Origin of the sequence: Paenarthrobacter sp. NPDC058040 (assembly GCF_042885775.1) — a bacterium.
Taxonomy (GTDB): Bacteria; Actinomycetota; Actinomycetes; order Actinomycetales; family Micrococcaceae; genus Arthrobacter.
The window spans coordinates 68,670-90,896 of the sequence record NZ_JBHVRN010000014.1 but is presented as its reverse complement, the minus strand read 5'-3'; the positions used below and the strand labels follow the sequence as shown (position 1 = coordinate 90,896).

General features: G+C 62.9%; 20 protein-coding genes. 15 read left to right on the top strand and 5 right to left on the bottom strand.

From position 1 onward, the window contains the following. The first annotated feature begins 118 nt into the window (after positions 1 to 118). From ftsZ to dnaE, 9 genes are all read left to right on the top strand, one after another. The gene (ftsZ, locus tag ACFVSJ_RS19055; protein ID WP_387438555.1) at positions 119 to 1,336 is read left to right on the top strand and encodes a cell division protein FtsZ; all 1,218 of its coding nucleotides are present in this window, start codon (positions 119 to 121) and stop codon (positions 1,334 to 1,336) included. Positions 1,337 to 1,355: 19 nt separating this feature from the next. Further along, entirely contained in the window at positions 1,356 to 2,063 is a 708-nt protein-coding gene (locus ACFVSJ_RS19050; protein ID WP_387438553.1) for a polyphenol oxidase family protein, read from the top strand. After that, the gene (locus ACFVSJ_RS19045; RefSeq protein WP_387438551.1) at positions 2,056 to 2,811 is read left to right on the top strand and encodes a YggS family pyridoxal phosphate-dependent enzyme; all 756 of its coding nucleotides are present in this window, start codon (positions 2,056 to 2,058) and stop codon (positions 2,809 to 2,811) included. The genes ACFVSJ_RS19050 and ACFVSJ_RS19045 overlap by 8 nt, the downstream gene beginning before the upstream one ends. Positions 2,812 to 2,897: 86 nt before the next feature. Continuing rightward, on the top strand, positions 2,898 to 3,431 hold the full coding sequence (locus ACFVSJ_RS19040; protein WP_387438550.1) for a cell division protein SepF: 534 nt from the start codon (positions 2,898 to 2,900) through the stop codon (positions 3,429 to 3,431). A 109-nt stretch (positions 3,432 to 3,540) separates the two neighbouring features. Further along, positions 3,541 to 3,828 carry a YggT family protein gene (locus ACFVSJ_RS19035; RefSeq protein ID WP_387438548.1) on the top strand — a complete coding sequence of 96 codons (288 nt, stop codon included), beginning with the start codon at positions 3,541 to 3,543 and terminating at the stop codon, positions 3,826 to 3,828. A gap of 154 nt (positions 3,829 to 3,982) precedes the next feature. Beyond that, a complete protein-coding gene (locus tag ACFVSJ_RS19030; protein ID WP_387438547.1) occupies positions 3,983 to 4,693 on the top strand; it encodes a DivIVA domain-containing protein in 711 nt (236 codons plus the stop codon). A 97-nt stretch (positions 4,694 to 4,790) separates the two neighbouring features. Next, positions 4,791 to 5,381: a signal peptidase II gene (lspA, locus tag ACFVSJ_RS19025; RefSeq protein WP_387438546.1), complete on the top strand. Its 591-nt coding sequence runs from the start codon at positions 4,791 to 4,793 to the stop codon at positions 5,379 to 5,381. Then, positions 5,374 to 6,300, top strand: coding sequence for an RluA family pseudouridine synthase (locus tag ACFVSJ_RS19020; RefSeq protein WP_387438545.1), 927 nt, complete (start codon positions 5,374 to 5,376; stop codon positions 6,298 to 6,300). The genes lspA and ACFVSJ_RS19020 overlap by 8 nt, the downstream gene beginning before the upstream one ends. Before the next feature lie 71 nt (positions 6,301 to 6,371). Beyond that, a complete protein-coding gene (dnaE, locus tag ACFVSJ_RS19015; RefSeq protein WP_387438544.1) occupies positions 6,372 to 9,929 on the top strand; it encodes a DNA polymerase III subunit alpha in 3,558 nt (1,185 codons plus the stop codon). A 17-nt stretch (positions 9,930 to 9,946) separates the two neighbouring features. Here dnaE and ACFVSJ_RS19010 read toward each other — a convergent pair whose 3' ends face one another. Further along, positions 9,947 to 10,405 (bottom strand): flavin reductase family protein, encoded by a 459-nt coding sequence (locus ACFVSJ_RS19010; protein ID WP_387438650.1) that lies wholly within the window; start codon positions 10,403 to 10,405, stop codon positions 9,947 to 9,949. Positions 10,406 to 10,563: 158 nt separating this feature from the next. Between ACFVSJ_RS19010 and ACFVSJ_RS19005 the strand changes: the two genes are divergently transcribed. The 3 genes from ACFVSJ_RS19005 (at position 10,564) to nrdR (ending at position 13,137) form a co-directional block, all read left to right on the top strand. Beyond that, on the top strand, positions 10,564 to 11,097 hold the full coding sequence (locus ACFVSJ_RS19005) for a hypothetical protein (RefSeq protein WP_387438542.1): 534 nt from the start codon (positions 10,564 to 10,566) through the stop codon (positions 11,095 to 11,097). 4 nt (positions 11,098 to 11,101) lie between these two features. Beyond that, positions 11,102 to 12,466: a histidinol dehydrogenase gene (hisD, locus tag ACFVSJ_RS19000; RefSeq protein ID WP_387438541.1), complete on the top strand. Its 1,365-nt coding sequence runs from the start codon at positions 11,102 to 11,104 to the stop codon at positions 12,464 to 12,466. A 167-nt stretch (positions 12,467 to 12,633) separates the two neighbouring features. Then, the gene (gene nrdR / locus ACFVSJ_RS18995) at positions 12,634 to 13,137 is read left to right on the top strand and encodes a transcriptional regulator NrdR (protein WP_387438540.1); all 504 of its coding nucleotides are present in this window, start codon (positions 12,634 to 12,636) and stop codon (positions 13,135 to 13,137) included. Positions 13,138 to 13,234: 97 nt separating this feature from the next. Here the strand turns inward: nrdR and ppgK are convergent, their stop codons facing one another. After that, positions 13,235 to 14,038 carry a polyphosphate--glucose phosphotransferase gene (gene ppgK, locus ACFVSJ_RS18990; RefSeq protein WP_387438539.1) on the bottom strand — a complete coding sequence of 268 codons (804 nt, stop codon included), beginning with the start codon at positions 14,036 to 14,038 and terminating at the stop codon, positions 13,235 to 13,237. A 66-nt stretch (positions 14,039 to 14,104) separates the two neighbouring features. Beyond that, a complete protein-coding gene (gene map / locus ACFVSJ_RS18985) occupies positions 14,105 to 14,983 on the bottom strand; it encodes a type I methionyl aminopeptidase (protein WP_387438537.1) in 879 nt (292 codons plus the stop codon). A gap of 107 nt (positions 14,984 to 15,090) precedes the next feature. Between map and ACFVSJ_RS18980 the strand changes: the two genes are divergently transcribed. After that, positions 15,091 to 15,255 (top strand): SPOR domain-containing protein, encoded by a 165-nt coding sequence (locus ACFVSJ_RS18980; RefSeq protein ID WP_387438536.1) that lies wholly within the window; start codon positions 15,091 to 15,093, stop codon positions 15,253 to 15,255. Here the strand turns inward: ACFVSJ_RS18980 and panB are convergent. Then, positions 15,252 to 16,157 carry a 3-methyl-2-oxobutanoate hydroxymethyltransferase gene (panB, locus tag ACFVSJ_RS18975; RefSeq protein WP_387438534.1) on the bottom strand — a complete coding sequence of 302 codons (906 nt, stop codon included), beginning with the start codon at positions 16,155 to 16,157 and terminating at the stop codon, positions 15,252 to 15,254. The genes ACFVSJ_RS18980 and panB overlap by 4 nt on opposite strands. Positions 16,158 to 16,345: 188 nt before the next feature. Here panB and glnA point away from each other — a divergent pair, with 188 nt between their 5' ends. Together glnA and ACFVSJ_RS18965 are read left to right on the top strand one after the other, a co-directional pair. Continuing rightward, positions 16,346 to 17,686, top strand: coding sequence for a type I glutamate--ammonia ligase (gene glnA, locus ACFVSJ_RS18970; protein ID WP_364161421.1), 1,341 nt, complete (start codon positions 16,346 to 16,348; stop codon positions 17,684 to 17,686). Between the two features lie 8 nt (positions 17,687 to 17,694). Further along, complete coding sequence (locus ACFVSJ_RS18965) at positions 17,695 to 20,706, top strand: bifunctional [glutamine synthetase] adenylyltransferase/[glutamine synthetase]-adenylyl-L-tyrosine phosphorylase (protein WP_387438532.1); 3,012 nt, start codon at positions 17,695 to 17,697, stop codon at positions 20,704 to 20,706. On the opposite strand, the gene ACFVSJ_RS18960 is transcribed toward ACFVSJ_RS18965, so the two are convergent. Next, on the bottom strand, positions 20,694 to 22,175 hold the full coding sequence (locus tag ACFVSJ_RS18960) for an arylsulfatase (protein ID WP_387438530.1): 1,482 nt from the start codon (positions 22,173 to 22,175) through the stop codon (positions 20,694 to 20,696). The genes ACFVSJ_RS18965 and ACFVSJ_RS18960 overlap by 13 nt on opposite strands. Positions 22,176 to 22,227 lie beyond the last annotated feature (52 nt).

The following is a 22,227-nucleotide window of genomic DNA, read 5'->3' as shown; positions in this document are numbered from 1 at the left end:
TACCGTCGCTGTAGAGTTACTTGACATAACTATAACCTTCAACTAGAGGGTTAAGGTCCAAGGATTCACGTTGGACTCGATCAGTTTCGCAATAGGACACAAGCAAGGGGCACGAAACGTGGCAGCACCGCAGAATTACTTGGCCGTCATCAAGGTCGTCGGCATCGGCGGCGGTGGCGTGAACGCAGTCAACCGGATGATCGAAGTCGGCCTTCGCGGCGTCGAGTTCATCGCTATCAACACTGACGCGCAGGCGCTGCTCATGAGCGACGCCGACGTCAAACTCGACGTTGGGCGGGAACTCACCCGTGGCCTCGGCGCAGGTGCCAACCCTGAGGTTGGCAAGCAAGCCGCCGAGGATCACGCTGACGAGATCGAAGAGGTGCTTCGCGGCGCTGACATGGTCTTCGTGACGGCCGGCGAAGGCGGCGGTACCGGTACCGGTGGAGCCCCCGTTGTGGCACGCATCGCCCGTTCGCTCGGAGCGTTGACCATCGGTGTGGTGACCCGCCCCTTCACCTTCGAGGGCCGCCGTCGTGCCGGTTCCGCGGAGGCCGGCATCGACGCCCTGCGCGACGAAGTCGACACCCTGATCGTCATCCCCAACGACCGCCTCCTGTCCATCAGCGACCGCAACGTCTCCGTCCTGGACGCTTTCCGCTCCGCTGACCAGGTGCTTCTTTCGGGTGTCCAAGGCATCACCGACCTCATCACCACCCCTGGCCTGATCAACCTTGACTTTGCGGACGTCAAGTCCGTGATGCAGGGCGCTGGATCGGCACTCATGGGCATTGGCTCCGCGCGCGGTGAAGACCGTGCAGTCAAGGCAGCAGAACTCGCCATCGCGTCGCCGCTGCTGGAAGCCTCCATTGACGGCGCCCACGGTGTCCTGCTGTCCATCCAAGGCGGCTCGGACCTTGGTCTGTTCGAAATCAACGAGGCCGCCCGGTTGGTCCAGGAAGTAGCCCACCCGGAAGCGAACATCATTTTCGGTGCCGTGATCGACGACGCCCTGGGTGACGAGGCCCGGGTCACCGTTATTGCTGCGGGATTCGACGATGTCAAAGCCACATCCCCGTCCATGGACCAGTCGCGTCCGGCGCAGAACCCGGTGCCCGCCGACCGTCCCGCTGCGCCCGCGGCGGCCCCGGCCAGCGCGCCCCAGCAGCATGCGACTGCCGGGGTTGGTGCAGCCAGCCTCAGTAACTGGGGGCAGCAGCGCCCCGCGGCACTGCCTGCCGATTCGGGCTTCGACGTGGACCTTCCGGCCGTCGTCGAGCCGGACCTCTCGGGCAACCGCTCGGACGACCTCGACGTTCCCGACTTCCTCAAGTAAGCGAGGGAGTTAACGCCCGGTGTTTTGGTGGCGCAGCGAAGTTCGTCCCGGTGTCTCTGTCGCTTTCACGGATGTGGGTGCCGGTAATCTGGCACTCCACGTGGGAGATGACCCGGAAAAGGTAGAAGAGCGTCGGCTCCGCTTGGAAGCAGCAGCCAATCCAGGCGGGGCACGGTTTCAGTACATGAACCAAGTCCATGGAAATCACGTCGCGGAAATTTCCGGATTTGGTCCGGGCCCCACGGCCGACGCCATGGTGACGGTGGCCGGAGCCACGGCGGCGCAGGCATTGGCCGTCATGGTTGCTGATTGCGTGCCCGTCGTTTTCGTGGGCGAGTCGGACCACTTGGAACCCATACTTGCCGTTGCCCATGCCGGACGTCCAGGGGTTGCCTCCGGCGTGGTCCCTGCGACCATCGAACACATGCGACGCAGCGGTGCCCGGACCATCGAAGCCTGGCTGGGTCCGTCGATCTGCGGAAAGTGTTACGAGGTACCCGAGGAACTTCGGGCTGATGTGGCCCGGACCGTTCCGGCCAGTTGGTCGCAGACGTCGTGGGGCACACCGGCGCTGGATCTCCCTGCGGCCGTTGGAGCGCAACTTTCGGAGCTTGGGGTGGCTGTCAAATACTCGGGCGCATGCACCTTGGAGAACGACGCCCTCTTCTCATACCGCCGGGATTCCCGGACCGGTCGATTCGCAGGTTTGGTGTGGACCCATGACTAGTTTTGGACCCGGCGACGCTGTTCCATCCCTGGCGACGGACCAGCGCAGTGCAGAGCTTGCGGTCCGTCTGGAGACCGTGACGCGGCGCATCGATGCGGCAACCCTCGCAGCGGGGCGAGCTGAGGGTCCCGGTTTGATTGTGGTGACCAAGTTCCATCCCGCTGCCGATGTCCGCCGCCTTGCAGCATTGGGGGTCCGCGATGTTGGCGAGAACCGCGACCAGGAAGCAGCCGCCAAAGCTGCGGAGCTGACCGATCTTGACCTTCGCTGGCACTTCATCGGCCAGCTCCAGGGCAACAAGGCCAAGTCGGTGGCCAAGTATGCAACCTCGGTCCAGTCCATTGACCGGATCCAGCTGGTGGGCGCCCTGGAAAAGTCAATTGCCCGTGAGCAGGACGCTACAGGCCGGGCAGCCCTTGAGTGCTACATCCAGGTCAGTTTGGATGACGACGCCGGAGCGCACCGGGGCGGTGCACGTCCCGGTGACGTCTCGGGCCTGGCTGACGCCATCGCGGAGGCCGCCGGTCTGGAACTAGCCGGACTGATGGCGGTGGCTCCCTTGGGAGCGGACCCCGAGGCCGCTTTCGAGAAGCTGGCCGGTATCTCCGCGGAACTTCGGGCGGTGCATCCCGAGGCGGCCGGCATCTCGGCGGGCATGAGCCAGGATCTTGAATCCGCGATTAAATTCGGAGCGACACACCTGAGAATCGGCTCCGATATTCTCGGTTCGCGTCCGCCTGTGGGGTAGCGTCAAAGTATTGGAATGACGGGCCGGGGTTCCAACTACGTCAAGTCATGGCGGCCCGCCTACTGCAGAAACGATAGGAGTGCACCATGGCTGGCGCTCTGCGCAAGACAATGATCTATCTTGGGCTCGCCGACGGCGATGAACACTACGAATCTGAGCAGGCCGTCGCGCACCACGAAGAAGAACGCCCCCAGTCGCAGGAACGGGAAGAGCGTCGTGCTCCTGCCCCCGTCCGGGAAGTTGTCCGTGAAATGCCCACAGTTGACGCCGAAGAGGAATACCGCGCACCCGTGACACCCATCAAGCGTGCGGCTTCCGGCCGCGAAGATGCCTCCGGCTTGAGGCAGATCACTACCGTCCATCCCCGTTCCTACAACGATGCGAAGCTCATTGGTGAGAGCTTTCGGGATGGCATCCCCGTCATCATGAACGTCACGGACATGGGGGAGGCGGATGCCAAGCGGCTGGTGGACTTCTCAGCCGGATTGGTCTTTGGCCTGCATGGCAGCATTGAACGGGTCACCAACAAGGTGTTCCTTCTGTCGCCGTCGTATGTTGAAGTCATCGGCGATGATAAGAAGGCCACCGAATCGCAGGCAAGCTTCTTCAACCAAAGCTGAGGGCGATCCTTGTTTTTAGATGCCAGGCGGGTCATCCCGCCTGGCATCTGTGTTGCAATAGTAGGGACCGATCGGCATTCCGGAACAAGTGGGAGATCTGAGCTAACTCGTGGGCATTGTTTTCGGCCTTATCTATATTGTGTTGCTGCTGTTTTTCATTGCTCTGATCATCAGGTTGATCTTTGAATGGGTGCAGATGTTTGCCCGCCAGTGGCGGCCCCGTGGTGTGGCTTTGGTAACAGCGCACGTGGTCTATTCGGTGACGGACCCGCCACTGAAACGCTTGCGGAGGCTCATACCCCCCTTGCAGCTGGGTGGAATCTCGCTGGACTTGGGGTTCCTGATCCTGATTATCGCCGTGAGCATCGGCATGCAGGTGACCGGCAACCTCGCCTAGCAGGAAGCGGAACCGGATGTCCTAATGGCCCGGGCCCGTAAATTCTCCAAATCAACACGATGGTGTTGAATTGGAGGAACAAGATGATATTTAGGTACCGTAGTTTTGAACGGCCGGAAGGCCTACTGACTAACTAGACCAACGAGGTGACCAGATGGCTTTGACGCCAGAAGACGTTGTCAACAAGCGCTTTCAGCCGACCAAGTTCCGCGAAGGCTACGACCAGGACGAGGTCGACGACTTCCTCGACGAGATCGTGGTTGAACTGCGTCGCCTGAACCAGGAGAACGACGAGCTCCGGAAGAAGCTCGGCGAAGCTGGTTCGGCCACGCCGGCGGCAACTGCAGCGGCTCCGGTCGTCGAGAAGGTTCCGGCCCCGGCCAAGGTGGACAAGGAAGCGGAAGCCAAGGCTGAAGCAGAAGCCAAGGCTGCCGAAGCTGCCAAGAAGAAGGAAGCAGAGCAGGCTTCCGCTGCGGCTGCTGCCGCTGAAGCTGCAAAGGCGCCGGCTCCCTCCGCCAACGCACACACGGCCTCGGCCGAGTCTGCCGCAGGCCTGCTGGCCATGGCCCAGCAGATGCACGACAAGCATGTGGCCGACGGCGCCCAGCAGAAGGAAAAGATCATTGCCGAGGCCCAGATCGAGGCCTCCAGCTTGGTCAACGACGCACAGGAGAAGTCCCGCAAGATCCTTGGGGCCCTCGAACAGCAGCGTTCCGTCCTTGAGCGCAAGGTTGAGCAGCTCCGGGGCTTCGAGCGCGACTACCGCTCCCGCCTGAAGGCCTACATCGAAGGACAGCTGCGCGACCTCGACGCCCGTGGTTCCGTTGCCGCCCCCGAAGTTGGCGAAGCAACCGCCGACGTTTAACAAGTATTCTGAAAGCCGGTGGCTGAGGACTCCTCGGCCACCGGCTTTTGCTGTTAAGGCCTTGGCAGCTCCCTGATGGTTCACGAATGAAAGCCTTATGACCGACCACACCACTGACGGCGCATCGCAGCCGGCTCCCACCGTCCAGCGTCAATGGCGTCCTGCCATGCTCTGGCTTTTTGCGGGCTTTGCCGTGTTTGCCTACACCTTTGACCAGCTCACCAAGCTCTGGGTTACCAGCACCATGACCGAGGGCGAACGGATTCCCGTGCTCCCGCCGCTCCTGCACTGGTACTACATCAGGAACTCGGGCGCCGCCTTCTCCATTGGCGAAAATGTCACGTGGATTTTCACGATCGTCATGGCGGGCGTTTCCGTCGCCATTCTCCTCCAGTTGCGCAAGCTGGGTTCGGCGTGGTGGGCGCTCTCGCTTGGGCTGCTGCTTGGCGGTGCACTGGGGAACCTCACTGACCGCCTCTTTCGTGAGCCGTCGTTCGCCATGGGGCACGTAGTGGACTTTATCCAGTTGCCCAATTTTGCGATCTTCAACATCGCCGACTCCGCGGTGGTGTCCGGCGTCGTTATTATCTGCCTCCTCACCTTGCGCGGCATCGGCATGGACGGCAAGCGGCACGCTGCGCAGCCGAAGCCCGCCAAGGGCGGGGCAGGGGAGCCTTCCGGTGAGTGACTTGGTGGTTATACCGGAGGAGCTGGCAGGCGTACGGGCAGACGCCGGCCTGGCAAGGTTGCTGGACATCTCCCGTTCCGCTGCGGCCCTGCTGATTGCAGAAGGACATGTCACCTGCGGGGGAGCGGCGCTTGGCAAGTCCGCGAAGCTCGTTGCCGGTGCCGTGCTGGATGTGGCGGTTCCCGAGCGTCGGGATCCCCTGGAAGTGGTGGAGGAAGTCGTGGAAGGCCTGAAGATCCTGCTGGATGACGAGGATTTCGTCGTCATCGACAAGCCGGTGGGGGTTGCGGCGCACCCCTCGCCAGGTTGGGTGGGCCCCACCGTGGTGGGTGGCCTGGCGGGCGCCGGCTACCGTATTTCCACCTCCGGGGCACCTGAACGTGCGGGCATCGTGCACAGGCTCGACGTCGGCACCTCCGGGGTGATGGTCGTGGCCAAGACAGAGCATGCCTATACGGTGCTGAAGCGCGCCTTCAAGGAACGCACGGTGGACAAGGTGTATCACGCCGTGGTCCAGGGTCTTCCGGATCCGTTGGAAGGAACCATCGACGCTCCCATCGGCCGCCATCCGGGGCACGACTGGCGCTTTGCAGTGGTGGAGGACGGCCGGCCTTCCGTGACCCACTATGAGGTGCTTGAGGCGTTCGGCAAAGCCACGCTGGTTGAAGTCCATCTGGAAACCGGACGCACCCATCAGATCCGTGTGCATTTTTCGGCCCTCCGCCATCCCTGCGCAGGTGACCTCACCTATGGTGCAGATCCGCGGCTCGCGGCTACCCTCGGCCTGACCAGGCAATGGCTGCACGCCCGTCAGTTGGGCTTCACCCATCCGCGCACGGGGGAGTGGACCCAGGTCACCAGCGCCTATCCTGCGGACCTGCAGTACGCCCTGGACCTGCTGGCCAGCGGCGCCGCCTGATCGCCCGGCTGCATGCGCCGGGTTGGTCCCACCTCCCAGCGGTGCCCGGGCCTGGACGGTAGACTGTCCGGGTGACTTCCAGCAATGATTCGTTCGTCCACCTGCACACCCACACCGAATACTCCATGCTGGATGGAGCGGCCCGGTTGGGTGAGCTGTTCGATGAAACGGAACGGCTGGGCATGCCGGCCCTGGCCACGACGGACCATGGCTACCTGTTCGGGGCCTTCGATTTTTGGCGCAAAGCCACGGACAAGGGCATCAAGCCAATCATCGGTGTTGAAGCCTATGTGACGCCGGGGACCGCCCGGGGGGACAAGGAACGCGTCCGCTGGGGTGAGGAAAGCCAGCGCAAGGACGACGTCTCCGGTGGTGGCTCCTACACGCACATGACCCTGCTGAGCTACAACAACGTGGGCATGCGAAACCTGTTCCGGGCGTCCTCGATCGCTTCTTTGGATTCGGTATTCGGCAAGTGGCCGCGCCTGGACCGTGAGCTGCTCAACACCTACTCGGAAGGGCTCATAGCCACGACGGGCTGCCCTTCGGGGGAGGTCCAGACCCGGCTGCGGCTGGGCCAATACCGTGAGGCCGTTGAGGCAGCTGCAGAGTTCCGGGACATCTTTGGCGCAGAGAACTATTTTTGCGAATTGATGGACCACGGCCTGGACATCGAGCGACGGGTCACGGGTGATCTCCTCCGCCTGGCCAAGGAACTGAAGCTTCCCCTCGTTGCCACCAATGACCTTCACTACACCCATGAGCATGATGCCAAGGCACACGAGGCACTGCTGGCCATCCAGTCAGGTTCCACGCTTCTGGAGCCCACCTACGACAATGGCGGCTCAAGGTTCGCGTTCTCCGGCAGCGGCTACTACCTGAAGTCGCCGCAGGAAATGCGGGAACTCTTCCGTGACCACCCTGATGCTTGCGACAACACCCTCCTGATCGCCGAACGTTGTGAAGTGTCCTTCAACACGGACGCCAACTTCATGCCGAGGTTTCCCTGCCCGCCCGGCGAAGACGAGACGTCGTGGCTGGTGAAGGAAGTGGACAAGGGCCTCGCGTACCGCTACCCGCAGGGCATACCGGACAACGTCCGCAAGCAGGCCGACTACGAACTCGAAGTCATTACCTCCATGGGTTTCCCCGGCTACTTCCTGGTGGTTGCCGACTTCATCAACTGGGCCAAGAACAATGGAATCAGGGTGGGTCCCGGCCGTGGTTCCGGCGCCGGCTCCATGGTGGCCTACGCCATGCGTATTACGGACCTCGATCCGCTGCGGCACGGATTGATTTTCGAACGCTTCCTCAACCCGGACCGTGTGTCGATGCCCGACTTCGACGTCGACTTCGATGATCGGCGCCGTTCCGAAGTCATCGACTACGTGACCAGGAAGTACGGCGACGAGCGCGTTGCGATGATCGTCACGTACGGCACCATCAAGACCAAGCAGGCGTTGAAGGACTCTTCGCGCGTACTCGGCTACCCGTTCAGCATGGGTGAGCAACTGACCAAGGCGCTCCCGCCTGCTGTCATGGCCAAGGACATCCCGCTTTCGGATATCCAGAACCCCGAAGCGAAGCGTTACGGCGAAGCGGGCGATTTCCGCCAATTGGTGGCCACGGATCCGGAAGCTGCCAAGGTCTTCGAAACGGCCCTGGGCATTGAGGGACTGAAGCGTCAGTGGGGCGTCCATGCCGCCGGCGTCATCATGTCTTCTGACCCCATCATCGACGTCATTCCCATCATGCGCCGTTTCCAGGACGGCCAGGTCATTACCCAGTTCGACTATCCGACGTCCGAGGGTCTTGGCCTGATCAAGATGGACTTCCTGGGCCTCCGAAACCTGACGATCATTTCGGATGCCCTCGAGAACATCAAGATGAACCGGGACATCGACCTCGACCTCGAAAACCTCGAACTCGATGACGCGGCCTCCTACGAGCTGTTGGCCCGCGGCGATACCTTGGGCGTCTTCCAGCTCGACGGCGGCCCCATGCGTTCGCTGCTCAAGCTCATGAAGCCGGACAACTTCGAAGACATTTCCGCCGTGCTTGCGCTGTACCGCCCTGGTCCGATGGGCGCCAACGCGCACACAGACTACGCGCTCCGCAAAAACGGGATCCAGGACGTCATCCCGATCCACCCGGAACTTGCAGAGCCGCTGCAAGACATCCTGGGTGGCACGTTCGGCCTGATCGTCTACCAGGAACAGGTTATGGCTGTGGCCCAGAAGCTGGCCGGATACTCGCTTGGCCAGGCTGACATCCTGCGCCGCGCGATGGGCAAGAAGAAGAAGTCGGAGCTGGACAAGCAGTTCGCCGGCTTCTCGCAGGGCATGCAGGACAATGGCTATTCCCAGGAAGCGGTCAAGACGCTGTGGGACATCCTCCTGCCGTTCTCCGACTACGCCTTCAACAAGGCGCACTCGGCCGCCTATGGAGTGATCTCCTACTGGACGTCCTATCTCAAGGCCCACTACGCGCCCGAATACATGGCTGCCCTCTTGACGTCGGTGGGTGACGACAAGGACAAGTCGGCCATCTACCTCAACGAGTGCCGGCGCATGGGCATCACGGTCCTGCCGCCGGACGTCAACGAGTCCTCCCTCAACTTCACCCCGGTGGGCACAGACATCCGCTTCGGTATGGGGGCCATCCGCAACGTGGGCGTGAACGTCGTGGAAGCCATGGTTTCAGCCCGCGCAACGGAGGGCGCGTACACCTCATTCAAGGACTTCCTGATGAAGGTCCCCGCGATCGTGTGCAACAAGCGCACCATTGAGTCCCTGATCAAAGCAGGAGCTTTCGACTCGCTGGGACACCACCGACGCGCGTTGGCCATGATCCACGAAGAAGCCATCGACTCCGTCATTACGCTCAAGCGCAACGAAGCGATCGGACAATTCGACCTTTTCGCCGGTTTCGAGGACCAGGAACCTGAAGCTTCGCTCAGCACGGAGATTCCGGACCTTCCCGAATGGGAGAAGAAGGACAAGCTATCCTTTGAACGCGACATGCTGGGACTCTACGTTTCGGACCATCCCCTGCAAGGCCTGGAAGGTGTCCTGAGCCAGCACGCGGAAATGTCCATCACGTCGATCATTGCCGAAGACGGACCGCACGACGGCGCCATCGTCACCATTGCGGGCATGATCACCTCGCTCAGCCGGCGCATCGCGAAGGCCAGCGGCAACGCGTACGCCCGGGCAGAAATCGAGGACCTCGGTGGCTCGATGGAAGTGATGTTCTTCGGGCAGGTCTACGGACCCATCGCTTCCGTCCTTGCGGAGGACCTGATCGTGGTGGTCAAGGGGAGGCTGCAGCGCCGGGACGACGGCGCAGTCACGTTGAACTGCATGGAATTGTCCGTGCCCGATTTGAGCGAGAGCGTCAACGGACCCGTGATCATCACCATTCCGACGTTCAAGGCAACTGAGACGGTGGTGACGGACCTGCGCGATGTCCTTCGGACCCACAGGGGCAACTCGGAGGTCCGGCTTAAACTCATGGGTGACACCAAAGTGGAGGTCATGGGGCTCCCGGTGCACATGCGCGTCAATCCCAGCCCGTCGCTCTTTGGAGACCTGAAGGTCCTGCTTGGCCCGGCCTGCTTGGACAACTAAGGCCGGAGTCCCGACTGCTAGATTTCGTAGTCCAACGGGGCCGGCTTGCTGTAGCTCCCACTGTGGTACAGCAGTGGCGTGCCGTCGTCGCCCACCTGGCCGTCCACCACCTCTACTACCACCACGGCGTTGTTTTCGAAGGACAGCCGCATCTGGATCTTTCCCACGAGCCAGCCCGTAACGTCCTTGAGGATGGGTACGTCATGCGGACCGGGCTCCCAGTGGTCTCCTTCGAAACGGTCCCGCGTGCGGGCGAAACGGTCTGCGAGGGCCTGGTTTTCCAGGCCGAGCATGTGGACTCCGATGTAATTGGCGTTGGCCACGGCTGGCCATGAACTGGAGCTACGGGCCATGTTGAAGGTAAAGCGGGGTGGCTCGGCGGACAACGAGGCTACGGATGTCGCGGTGAAACCGAAAGGCTTGCCGTTGAGGTTCGCAGTAATGATGGCCACGCCCGCTGCATGGCGGCGAAACATTTCCCTGAAGGTCTGTTCGAAACCCGGTGTTGCACTTGCCACTGTGGTCTTGTCTCCTGCGCTGGGGCTGGGCTGGCGTCTTCCATCAGGGTATGCCTCATGAGGATGACGTTGCGTATTTTGTTGAGCCCGCGTGAACCTTTGTTAATCTGAGTTGCATGACCGAGCCCGCAGTCCACGTTCCTGATGACACCGAGACAGTTCCCCTCCGACGTACGTGGCGTTCACGGGACCTGCTGTGGCTCGCCGTTCCCGGAGCGTCGGGCCTGGTTGTGGGCCTGCTGTGGTGGATCCTCGCGCCGGGTGGGTTGAACCTGGTGTCCGGCAATCCTGCCTTGGCCAATCCTTCCAATCCGGACTCATGGCTGCCGAGGGACTTGGTTCTTGCGGCCCTCTCGCTCATTGGCGGCTGTGTAGTTGGCCTGGCACTCGACGGCAAACTGCAGGGACCAGCAGCCGGACGTCGTCTGGGACTGGCGTTGGCCGGCGGCGCCGTGGGCGCTGGACTGGCTTGGTTGTTTGGCCTCCTCGCCGCCTCGCTGTGGGGTCCCGCCCCGGATCCTTCGCTGGGTCCCGAGTACGGATTCACGCTCCGCTCCTATGCTGTTCTGTTGCTGTGGCCTGGCGCCACCGCCTTCGTGACGTTCGTCCTTGCCTTGTTCGGGGTTCTTTCGGGCAAGCCCGTAAAATAGCCTGGTGACCATTCCTTCGGATACTTCTGCCCCTGCCATTGATTCCCTGAACTTCCGCAGCATCGATTTCCGCGGCCGCCACCTTTCGTTGGCCGAATTGCGGGCTGCCGTTCCCAGGGCGCAGCATCAGACGCTGGCTGATGCGGAGCACAAGGTCCTGGACATCATCGCTGACGTGCGAAGCCGCGGCTTTGCCGCGCTGGGCGACTTGGCGCGCAATTTCGACGGCGTCGAGCAGTCCCATCCGCGGGTGCCGGCCGAGGCGATCGCCAAGGCCCTGGACGAGCTGGACCCGCGCGTCCGCGCCGCCTTGGAGGAATCCATCCACCGAGCCCGGCAATTTGCCGAGCGGCAGCGTCCCGCCAACGTCGATGTGAGCCTCGCTGATGGCGCCGTGGTGAGCCAGAACTGGATACCCGTGGGACGCGTCGGCCTGTACGTCCCGGGCGGGCTTGCCCCGCTGGCGTCCTCGGTGATCATGAACGTCGTACCGGCCGTCGCCGCGGGGGTAGAGTCCATTGCCTTGGCTTCTCCGCCCCAGAAGGACTTCGGCGGCCTTCCGCACCCGACCATCCTGGCGGCCGCGTCGCTGCTGGGCATCGACGAGGTTTATGCGATTGGCGGAGCGCAGGCCATTGTCTCCTTTGCCTACGGCATCCCCGGCAGCGGCGGGGAACTGCCCATCGAGCCGGTCGACGTCGTGACAGGGCCGGGCAACATTTTCGTGGCCACTGCCAAGCGTCTGGTCAAGGGAGTGGTGGGCATCGATTCCGAGGCGGGCACCACCGAGATCGCGATCCTTGCCGATTCGAGCGCCCAGGCGCCGCTCGTGGCTGCCGACCTCATCAGCCAGGCCGAGCACGACCCCAAAGCAGCTTCAGTGTTGGTGACGGACTCGCCTGAACTGGCCGACGCCGTCGTAGTGGAACTTGGCCGCCAGGCCGCCGCGACAAAGCACAGCGGGCGCGTGTTCGAGGCACTTTCGGGACCGCAGTCCGGGGTTGTGCTCGTGGACGACATTGAGCAGGGTATCGCCGTATGCAACGCCTATGCCGCCGAGCACTTGGAGATCATGACTATCGACGCGCCGGCAGTCGCCGGACGCATCCGGAACGCCGGCGCCATCTTCGTGGGGGACTACAGCCCTGTGAGCCTCGGCGATTACTGCGCCGGCTCCAACCATGTGTTGCCCACCAGCGGCACGGCTGCCTTCTCTTCGGGGCTCAACGTCACGACGTTCCTTCGGGCGGTCCAAATCATCAACTATGACCGTGCGGCACTGGAACAGGTCAGCAGCCACATCGTCAGCCTGTCTGGTGCCGAGGATCTTCCGGGGCATGGAGAGGCCGTGAAGATCCGCTTCGCGTAGGGTCGGCAACCACTACATATACGGGTGGGCACCACTACATATAGTAATTACACGCTTGTCATTAGGGTGCACCCGAACGTAAACTGGTGCCGGAAGTGAAACTTCCGGCACCTTTGCGTTCCCCTGCAGCGGGTGCCAAGTAACGGAACCGATCAGGGAGGCCCAACGTGTACTGTCCGTTCTGCCGGAATCCTGATTCACGAGTTGTTGACAGCCGCATGGCCGACGACGGGTCTTCCATTCGCCGCAGGCGCCAGTGCCCCGAGTGTGGCAGGCGTTTCACCACCGTGGAAACCACCAGCTTGTCCGTCATCAAGCGTTCGGGAGTTGGCGAACCGTTCAGCCGCATCAAGGTGATCAGCGGTGTCCGGAAAGCGTGCCAAGGCCGCCCCGTCACCGAGGACGATCTCGCGATGCTCGCTCAAGAGGTGGAAGAGAACATCCGTTCGTCCGGGGCAGCGGAAATCGACGCCCACGAGGTAGGCCTGGCCATTCTTGGACCCCTCCGCAAGTTGGATGAAGTGGCCTACCTGAGGTTTGCCAGCGTGTACCAGGCGTTCGAATCCTTGGAAGACTTCGAGTCGGCCATCTCTTTGCTCCGCCATGAAGCCGAAGGGCATGCAAAGTCTGCCGCCAAGGGTGCGAAAGGTTCTGAGAAGAGCCAACTCTGACTCCGGTGGTGGCAGCGGAGGGGAAGCCGCAGCCACCACCGGCACCATATCCGGACCAGGTGGTTGCCGGGTATGGTGCCGGAAGGCACGTGTTGGCTTACTTGGCCAGATTATGGTGCAGGGCAACCTCAAGGGCCGCGCCCACGATCCCGGCATCGTTCTTCAACTTTGCCGTAACGATGTCCGTGCGGAGATCCAAGTGCGGGAAGTACTCGTCGGACCGCTTGGAGATGCCTCCTCCGATAATGAAGAGCTCGGGCGAGAACAGGAATTCGACGTGCTGCAGGTAGCGGTTGAGGAGGACACCGTACTCGTCCCAGCTCAGGCCGTCGCGTTCCCGCGCCACCGCTGATGCCTTCGTTTCGGCGTCGAAGCCGTCCACTTCCAGGTGCCCGAGTTCGGCATTGGGAACAAGTTGGCCGTTAAAGATGAACGCCGAGCCGATGCCGGTGCCGAGGGTGATGACCAGGACCGTGCCGTCAACGCCCTCGCCTGCACCGTAGCGGGCCTCCGCAAGGCCGGCGGCGTCGGCGTCGTTGATGACCTCGACCGGGCGACCCAGCCGCTCAGTGAACTTCTTGTCGATGTCTGTCTCAAGCCAGGACTTGTCCACGTTGGCGGCTGAGTGGACCACGCCGTGCTGGATGATCCCCGGGAAAGTCACGCCCACCGGGGAGTCCGCCGCGGGTGCGTCAGGGCGCTTGGAGAGTTCTTCCACGATTTCGGCCACTACCTCGGCCACGGCTTCGGGCGTGGCAGGCTGCGGCGTGGGGACCCGGAAGCGGTCGCCGATCAGTTTGCCCTTTTTGAGGTCGACGATGCCGCCCTTGATACCGGTGCCGCCGATGTCGATTCCGATCAGCGGAGCGTTCTTGTGGGTCTTCTCATCCTTTTTGGACAATTCATTTCCGTTCATGGCAGGAGCTGGACATGCCGCAGCAGGGGCTGCGAGGACCTTCCGAAGTGCTCAGGGAAGGGTAAGGATTTCCGCGCCGGTCTCTGTGACCAGCAGGGTGTGTTCGAATTGGGCCGTGCGTTTGTGGTCCCTCGTGACGACTGTCCAGTCGTCGGCCCACATGTCCCAATCGATGGTGCCGAGCGTCAGCATGGGCTCGATGGTGAAGACCATGCCGGATTCGATCACCGTGTTGTAGGCCGGAGCGGCGTCGTAGTGCGGAATGATGAGGCCCGTATGGAAGGCCTCTCCGACGCCGTGACCGGTGAAGTCCCGGACCACGCCATAGCCGAACCGCTTGGCGTACGACTCGATGGCGCGGCCGATGACATTGATTTCGCGGCCGGGGGCCACGGCCTTGATGGCCCGGTTGAGCGACTCCTGCGTGCGCTCAACCAGCAAACGGGACTCTTCGTCCACGTCGCCAACCAGGAAAGTGTAATTGGTGTCCCCATGGACCCCGTTGATGAAAGCCGTGATGTCGATATTGAGGATGTCGCCGTCCTGGACGACGGTGGAGTCCGGGATGCCATGGCAGATGACCTCGTTCAAGGAGGAACACAAGGATTTGGGAAAGCCCCGGTAGCCCAGCGTCGAAGGATAGGCGTTGTGGTCCAGGAGGAATTCGTGACCGACCCTGTCCAGCAGGTCCGTCGTCACGCCGGGCTGGATGTGTTTGCCGACCTCAACGATGGCCTGGGCGGCGATCTTGCCTGCGATGCGTATCTTCTCGATGGTCTCAGCAGACTTGACTTCAGAGCCCGTGAATTTGGCAGGTGCCTTCTTGCCCACATACTCGGGACGTGCGATGGACCCGGGAACCGGCAGTTCAGGACTGATGGTTCCCGGTGTGAGCGTGCCGATGGGTGCGGTGGAGACTGGAGAAGGCATAGATTGATCATATAAGGCGGGCACGAGACGCAAGTAACAATGCGTGCCTGTTCCGGGAGAGCCCGCGGACGTTACGCGACGGACGGTCCACAGATGGAGGAGGAGACGTGACGGAGTACTGGTACAACGTCAAGACGCACCAGATCGAAGAGGACGCAATGTCCGATTGGACCCAGCTCATCGGCCCCTACAAAACCAGGGAAGAAGCCGAACACGCACTGGAGAAGGTCAAGCAGCGCAATGAAGCCTGGGACGCCCAGGACGACGATTAGAAGGAATGCTCCGGGCCGGGGAACTGTCCGGACCTGACGTCGGCTCCGTATGCGGCTGCCGCATCGCTCAGCGTAGTGCGGAGATCGGCATACTGCTTGACGAACTTCGCCATCTTCCCACCCCGCAATCCGGCCATGTCCTGCCAAACCAGGACTTGGCCGGTGGTGCTCTTGCCCGCTCCAATGCCGACCGTTGGGACGCGGAGAGCTGCGTCAACGGCCGCTGCGGTGTCTGCGGGAACCATCTCCATGAGCACGCTGAAGGCGCCGGCATCCTGCAGCGCGACTGCGTCATCGATCAGGCGCCGGGCGTCATCGCCGCGGCCCTGGACCCGGTAACCGCCCAGGGAGTGTTCGCTCTGCGGTGTGAAGCCAATGTGGGCCATGACGGGAATACCCGCCTGGACCATGGCACGCACCGTTTCCGCGTAGTAGGCGGTCCCTTCGATTTTGACGGCGTGGGCCAGGCCCTCCTTCATGAAGCGGACCCCCGTCTCCACAGCTTGCCCCGGGGAGACCTCGTAGCTGCCGAAGGGCAGGTCGGCAACAATCAGGGCGCGCTTGGCTGAGCGGCTGACGGCGCGGCAAAGCGGCAGGAGTTCATCGACGGTGACCGGGAGGCTGGTTTCGTTGCCGAAAACGTTGTTGGAAGCCGAATCGCCCACGAGCAGGACTTCGATGCCCGCTTGGTCGAAAATCTCCGCCGTGTACTGCTCATAGGCGGTGAGCATGGCAAAGTGTTCGCCGTTGTCCTTGGCCTGCTGAAGGTGATGGATGCGCACCTTGCCTGTGGGCTTTTTGGCACCCGTCGACAATTCCGGGCCCGTAGCGGCTGGTCCCGAGCCATAGGGCGCGGGAACTTCGGCGGGCGTGCTGGACTCAGGAAGGTTGCTTGGGGCCATGGATAGAGCCTAAGCCGTGCCGACGGCGGCTGCCAGCAGTGTGCCAAGCGTCACCATTTGTAAACGCTGTGTTACGCGAGGGCCCCGCGGCGGCATTCGCCCCGAATGCTTAGTAGAGTGAAGGCTGAGCTGCCGCGCCTTCCTCACGGAATGGTGCGGCGTGGATACCGACCGGAAAAGAGGCCTCAATGGACCGCCAGCAAGAGTTCGTTCTGCGGACGATCGAAGAGCGTGACGTGCGCTTCGTACGCTTGTGGTTCACCGACGTCGTGGGTTCCTTGAAATCAGTGGCTCTCGCGCCCGCAGAGGTTGAGGGTGCTTTTGAGGAAGGCCTCGGATTCGACGGTTCCGCCATCGAGGGCCTGGCCCGTGTTTTCGAATCGGACATGCTGGCCCAGCCGGACCCGTCGACCTTCCAGATTCTTCCGTGGCGCGGCGAGACCGAGCAGACGTCCAGGATGTTCTGCGACGTGTTGACGCCGGACGGTGAACCTTCTGCCGCCGATCCCCGCAACGTCCTGAAGCGCACCTTGGCCAAAGCCGCGGACATGGGCTTCACCTGCTACACGCATCCGGAGATTGAGTTCTACCTCCTGAAGTCCAAGGACCTTGGCCCGGATGGCGCCCCGGTCCCCGTGGACGAGGGCGGCTACTTCGACCATGTGCCTGGCGGCGTCGCCCAGGACTTCCGCCGTACGGCCGTCACCATGCTGGAGTCGGTAGGCATCTCGGTGGAGTTCAGCCACCACGAAGGGGGCCCCGGCCAGAACGAAATCGATCTCCGGTACGCCGATGCACTGCAGACTGCGGACAACATCATGACTTTCCGCACCGTGATCAAGGAAGTGGCCCTGCAGCAGGGTACGTACGCCACCTTCATGCCCAAGCCGTTCACGGACCACCCGGGCTCGGGCATGCACACGCACTTCTCACTCTTCGAGGGCGACACCAATGCGTTCTTCGAGGCCGGAGCGGAATTCCAGCTGTCAAAGACTGCCCGGCAGTTCATCGCCGGCATCCTCAAGCATGCTCCCGAGTTCACGGCAGTGACCAACCAGTTCGTGAATTCCTACAAGCGTCTGTGGGGTGGCGGGGAAGCCCCGAGCTACCTCAGCTGGGGACACAACAACCGCTCCGCGCTGGTGCGTGTGCCGCTCTACAAGCCGGGCAAGGGGCAGTCGGCGCGCATCGAGTACCGCGGCATCGACTCCGCCACAAACCCCTACCTGGCCTACGCTGTCCTGTTGGGCGCCGGCCTGAAGGGCATCGAGGAAGGCTACGAACTCCCGGCCGCGGCGGAAGACGACGTGTGGTCGCTGACTACCGCTGAGCGCAAGGCGATGGGGCACGCACCCTTGCCGGCCAGCCTCCATGACGCCATCCGTGCCATGGAAGAGTCGGAACTCGTGGCCCAGATCCTGGGCGAACAGGTCTTTGAACACTTCCTGCGCAACAAGCGCGCGGAATGGCAGGACTACCGTCTGCAGGTCACCCCTTACGAACTGCAGCGCAACCTCGGCATTCTCTAGGCGCCGCAATGAGCCTTGCACGCCGGCTCATCTCGGCTGGATTCAGTGACCTGGAGAAGGGCGAGCGGTTCCTTGCTGCCCCGGAGCTCGAGGGGATAGAGCAGGACGCACTGTTCAGCGGCCTTTCGTTGGCTGCAAGCCCGGATACCGCCCTGCAGTCGTTGGTACGGCTCATCGAGAAGCATCCGGGGCTGAAAACGCTGGTCGCGGCGGACCCCGATACCAGCGAGCCGATGTACCGGTTGCTGGGAGCCTCGGAAGCGTTGGGTGAGTTCCTCATGCGCAGGCCGGAGCATCTGGATGTGTTCAACACCAAGGCCAGCCCGGAGCCGCTCTCGGCGTCCAGCGAAGAACTTCGTTCACTCCTGCTGCGGTCCGTCAAAGCAGAGCCGGGTGCAGTTCGTCCTGTCGCCGCCCTGACAGGCCTTCCCGCGTACACGGCCCTGCGGACGGCGTACCGACGGGGCCTGACCGAGCTTGCCATCAAGGATCTTTGCGCGGCGTCGCCGCAGGATTTCATGCCGGCCGTCGGGGCCGAGCTGGCGGACCTCGCCGGTGCAGCCATCGAGGCGGCCTTGGCCGTCTCCCGGGCCGAAGCGACAGGACAGTTTGACGCTGCGGAGGTTGCCGGCGTCGGGCTTGCCGTCATCGGCATGGGCAAATGTGGTGCCCGCGAGCTGAACTACATTTCCGACGTCGACGTCATCTACGTTATTGAGGCGGGAGAGTTGGATGACGCTCGTGCTGCGACCATTGGAACCGCTTTGGCGTCGGGCATTTCCCGGGCGATTTCTTCCTTTGCCCCCGAACCTGGGTTGTGGGAAGTGGATGCAAACTTGCGTCCCGAAGGAAAGTCGGGTCCGTTGGTACGGACCCTCGCTTCGCACCTGAGCTACTACGCCAGATGGGCTGAAAGCTGGGAATTCCAAGCACTCCTCAAGGCCCGGACCATTGCCGGCGACCGGGAATTGGGCCAGCGCTACGAGGAAGCCGTGGAGCCGCTTGTCTGGGCTTCAGCGGGCCGCGAAGGATTTGTGGAATCCGTCCAGGCCATGCGGCGGCGCGTAACAGACCACATTCCTGCCGCGGAGGAGCAGCGCCAAATCAAGCTGGGCCGTGGTGGGCTCCGGGACGTGGAATTTACCGTCCAGCTCCTGCAACTGGTCCACGGTAAGTCGGACGAGACCCTTCGGTGCCGTGACACAACCTCCGCGATCGCCGCGTTGTCCGCGGGAGGGTACATTGGGCGGGTCGACGCTGCAGCCTTCGACAACGCGTACCGGTACCTTCGCGTCCTTGAACACCGGATCCAGTTGTTCCAACTTCGCCGCACCCACCTCATGCCTGTGGCCGAGGACGCCCAGCGCTTCCTGGCCAAAGCCGTCCTGGGACCGTTCTCGCTTGAGCGACCGCATCCGGACCAACTGATCGGCGCATGGCAGAAGACCAAACGGGCAGTCCGTGATTTGCATGAGCGGATCTTCTACCGCCCTCTGCTCAACACGGCGGCGAAACTCAGCACCGAGGATGCCAGGCTCAGCCCGGAAGCAGCCCAGGGACGGCTCGCTGCCCTGGGCTATCTTGATCCCCAGGGTGCCATGCGCCACATCGAAGCCCTGACAGCCGGGGTCAGCCGTCGAGCGGCCTTGCAGCGCCAGCTGCTTCCTATCCTTCTTGGATGGCTGGCCGAGGGCGTGGATCCCGACGCCGGCCTGCTGGCTTTCCGGCGGGTGAGTGAGGCCTTGGGGACCACCCACTGGTACTTGGGACTCCTTAGGGATTCCCAGGCTGCGGCGGAACGCCTGTGCCAAGTACTGGCGAACTCGCGCCTGATCTCGGACCTGCTGGAGGTATCGCCGGAATCGGTGGCTTGGCTGGGAAGTGACAAGGAGCTGGCTCCGATCCCGTTCGCGGCGCAGTGGCAGGAGATCCAATCCAAGCTCTCGAGGCATCCGGACCCGGAAAGTGCCATGCGCCTCATCCGACTGATCCGGCGTCGCGAAATCCTGCGTACGGCCATCGCGGACAGCGCGGGGTTGTTGGACCAGGACGCTGTTGGTCTGGCCCTGGCTGAAACGGACCGCGCAGCGGTATTGGGCGCCCTGCATGTGGCGGAAGCAGCAATCTCCGACGCGGGGCCCCTGAAGACCGATGTCCTGGTGGTGGCCATGGGCCGCCAAGGCGGGCGCGAGATTGGCTACGGATCGGACGCCGACGTCATGTACGTGCACCGGGCCCGGCCCGGGTTCACCGACGCTGAAGCGCAGGAACAGGCGACGGCGATCGTCGCGAAAATCTCGAGCCTCCTGACCCAGCCGCTTAAGCCGGCCATCATGGCCGAGAGGGTGCTGCAGGTGGATGCCGATCTCCGGCCGGAGGGCAAGAACGGTGCCATGGTCCGGTCCTTGGAATCATATGCCGAGTATTACCGGCGGTGGTCCTTGATCTGGGAAGCCCAAGCGCTTCTGCGCGCCCGGCCCATGGCTGGATCGGACGAACTGGGCGCGGACTTCATCCGGCTGATCGACCCCATCAGGTACCCGAATGAACTGTCCGAGCAGGATGTACGGGAGATCCGGCGCGTTAAAGCACGGGTGGAATCCGAGCGGCTTCCACGGGGCGCCGATCCTGCCCGCCACGTGAAGCTTGGCCGGGGTGGCCTGAGCGATGTCGAGTGGCTCGTGCAGCTGATCCAGCTCCAGCATGCAGGCAAGCATCCGGAGCTCCGTACCACGTCGACCCTTGAGGCGCTTGCCGCCGCCGAAGAGCTCGCCTTGATAGGAAAGGGCGACGCTGGCCTGCTGCGTCAGGCATGGAAACTGGCCAGCCGCATACGGTCGGCAAATGTCATCGTGACGGGCCGAGCGTCCGACCTGTTGCCGTCCTCGCGCCGCGATCTTGAGGCCGTGGCCCGCTGGTGCGGCTATGAGCCCGGTACTGCCGGCCGGTTCGAAGAAGACTACTTGCGCTTGAGCCGACGTGCCCGGAGTGTTTTCGAGAAGGAGTTCTACGGAACCTGAGCTGCCAGGGCTTCCCTGGTGTGCCGGAGGATGGACACTACGGGTGCCCCGGGAACCAGAGCGCCGTCCATCACGAAGCCTTCTTCACGTTGGCCCAGGGCGTCGACCATCAGCCCGCGCCATTTTCGAAGCTCCTCGCCGTGTGCAGCGTCGGAGGCCAGGTTCCGGCGTTCCTGGGGGTCGTCGTGAAGGTTGAACAGCTCTTCCGTGCCCTTGCCGGAGCCCCAAATGTATTTGTGGTGGCCGTCGGTCAGCCAGTGCAGGTTTTGGCCCCAGTAGACGTGTTCACCGTGCAAATGCTTGCGCACGGCTGCCGTGCCCTCGCCGCGGACAAGATGCGCCAGGGATTTGCCGTCCACGCTGTCCGGGATGGGCAATCCAGCCAAGTCCAGCAGGGTGGGCATCAGGTCCCGCAGTTCCACTACGTGGTCCACCACCGCGCCCCGTGCGGAGTCGGGGGCACTTGGGGCATCGGCGATGATGAATGGGATCCGGGCAGACCCCTCGTAGGGCACGGCCTTCCTGAACATGTGGTGATCACCCATCATTTCGCCGTGATCGCTGGTGAAAGCGATGACGGTGTTGTCCAGCAGGCCGAAGTCCGCCAGCGACTCCTTGACGCGGTTGACCTGCAGATCGATCTGGGCCATGAGGCCGTAATAGCCGGCCCGGGCCCGGTGGACGACGCGATCCGGAAGGTGACCATGGCTTGCCTGGTAGTCGCCATCGGCACGGTGGTCCTCCCAGTGCTGCTCCCAGTCGCCCTCTACGGCCTCGTAGGGCGGAATGTCGAGGTACTGCTCGAAAGCCCACGACGGCGGGTCGTAGGGTGGGTGCGGACGGTGGAAGGACAGGTAGAGGAAGAACGGCTTCACAGGGTCACGCCTTTGCATCCATTCGATGGCCTGCGTGCCGATCCAGTGCGTGGGATGCAGGTGCTCCGGCTTGTCCCAGGGGCGGGCGACCACAGAGTTGCAATTGACGCCATGATCGAAGTAATCGGCGTCCGGCGCCACCCCGGGTTGCCTGCGGAGCCAGGGAACGTAGTCGTCGAACAGGGCAAAGTGCTGCCGGTGTTCCCTGCGCGCGTGGTGCAGGTAGCCGTCATGGAGGATGACATCGTCGAATCCCAACCTTGAGCGCTCAGGCCAGACGTGCATCTTGCCGATGGCCTGGGTATGGTAACCGGCATTCCTGAACTCGGATTGAATGGTCACAGGGTGCGCTGCATGGAACGGGACGCCGTCGTTGTATCCCAACCGGCCGTGCCGTTCCTGGGATTGTCCCGTAAAGAGGGCGGCGCGGGCGGGCACGCAGGACGGAGTCGCCGAGTATCCTTTGGAGAACCGCACGCCATTCCGGGCCAGTTCATCGAGGTGTGGGGTTTCCAAAGAGGGATGGCCATCAGCCGAGAGGCAGTCTCCCCGCCATTCATCGACGCAGATCAGAATGACGTTCGGCTGGCCCATGGGCGAGGTTCCTTAGGTGGAAGGGTGGTTGGATCCACCCTAACCGGGAATG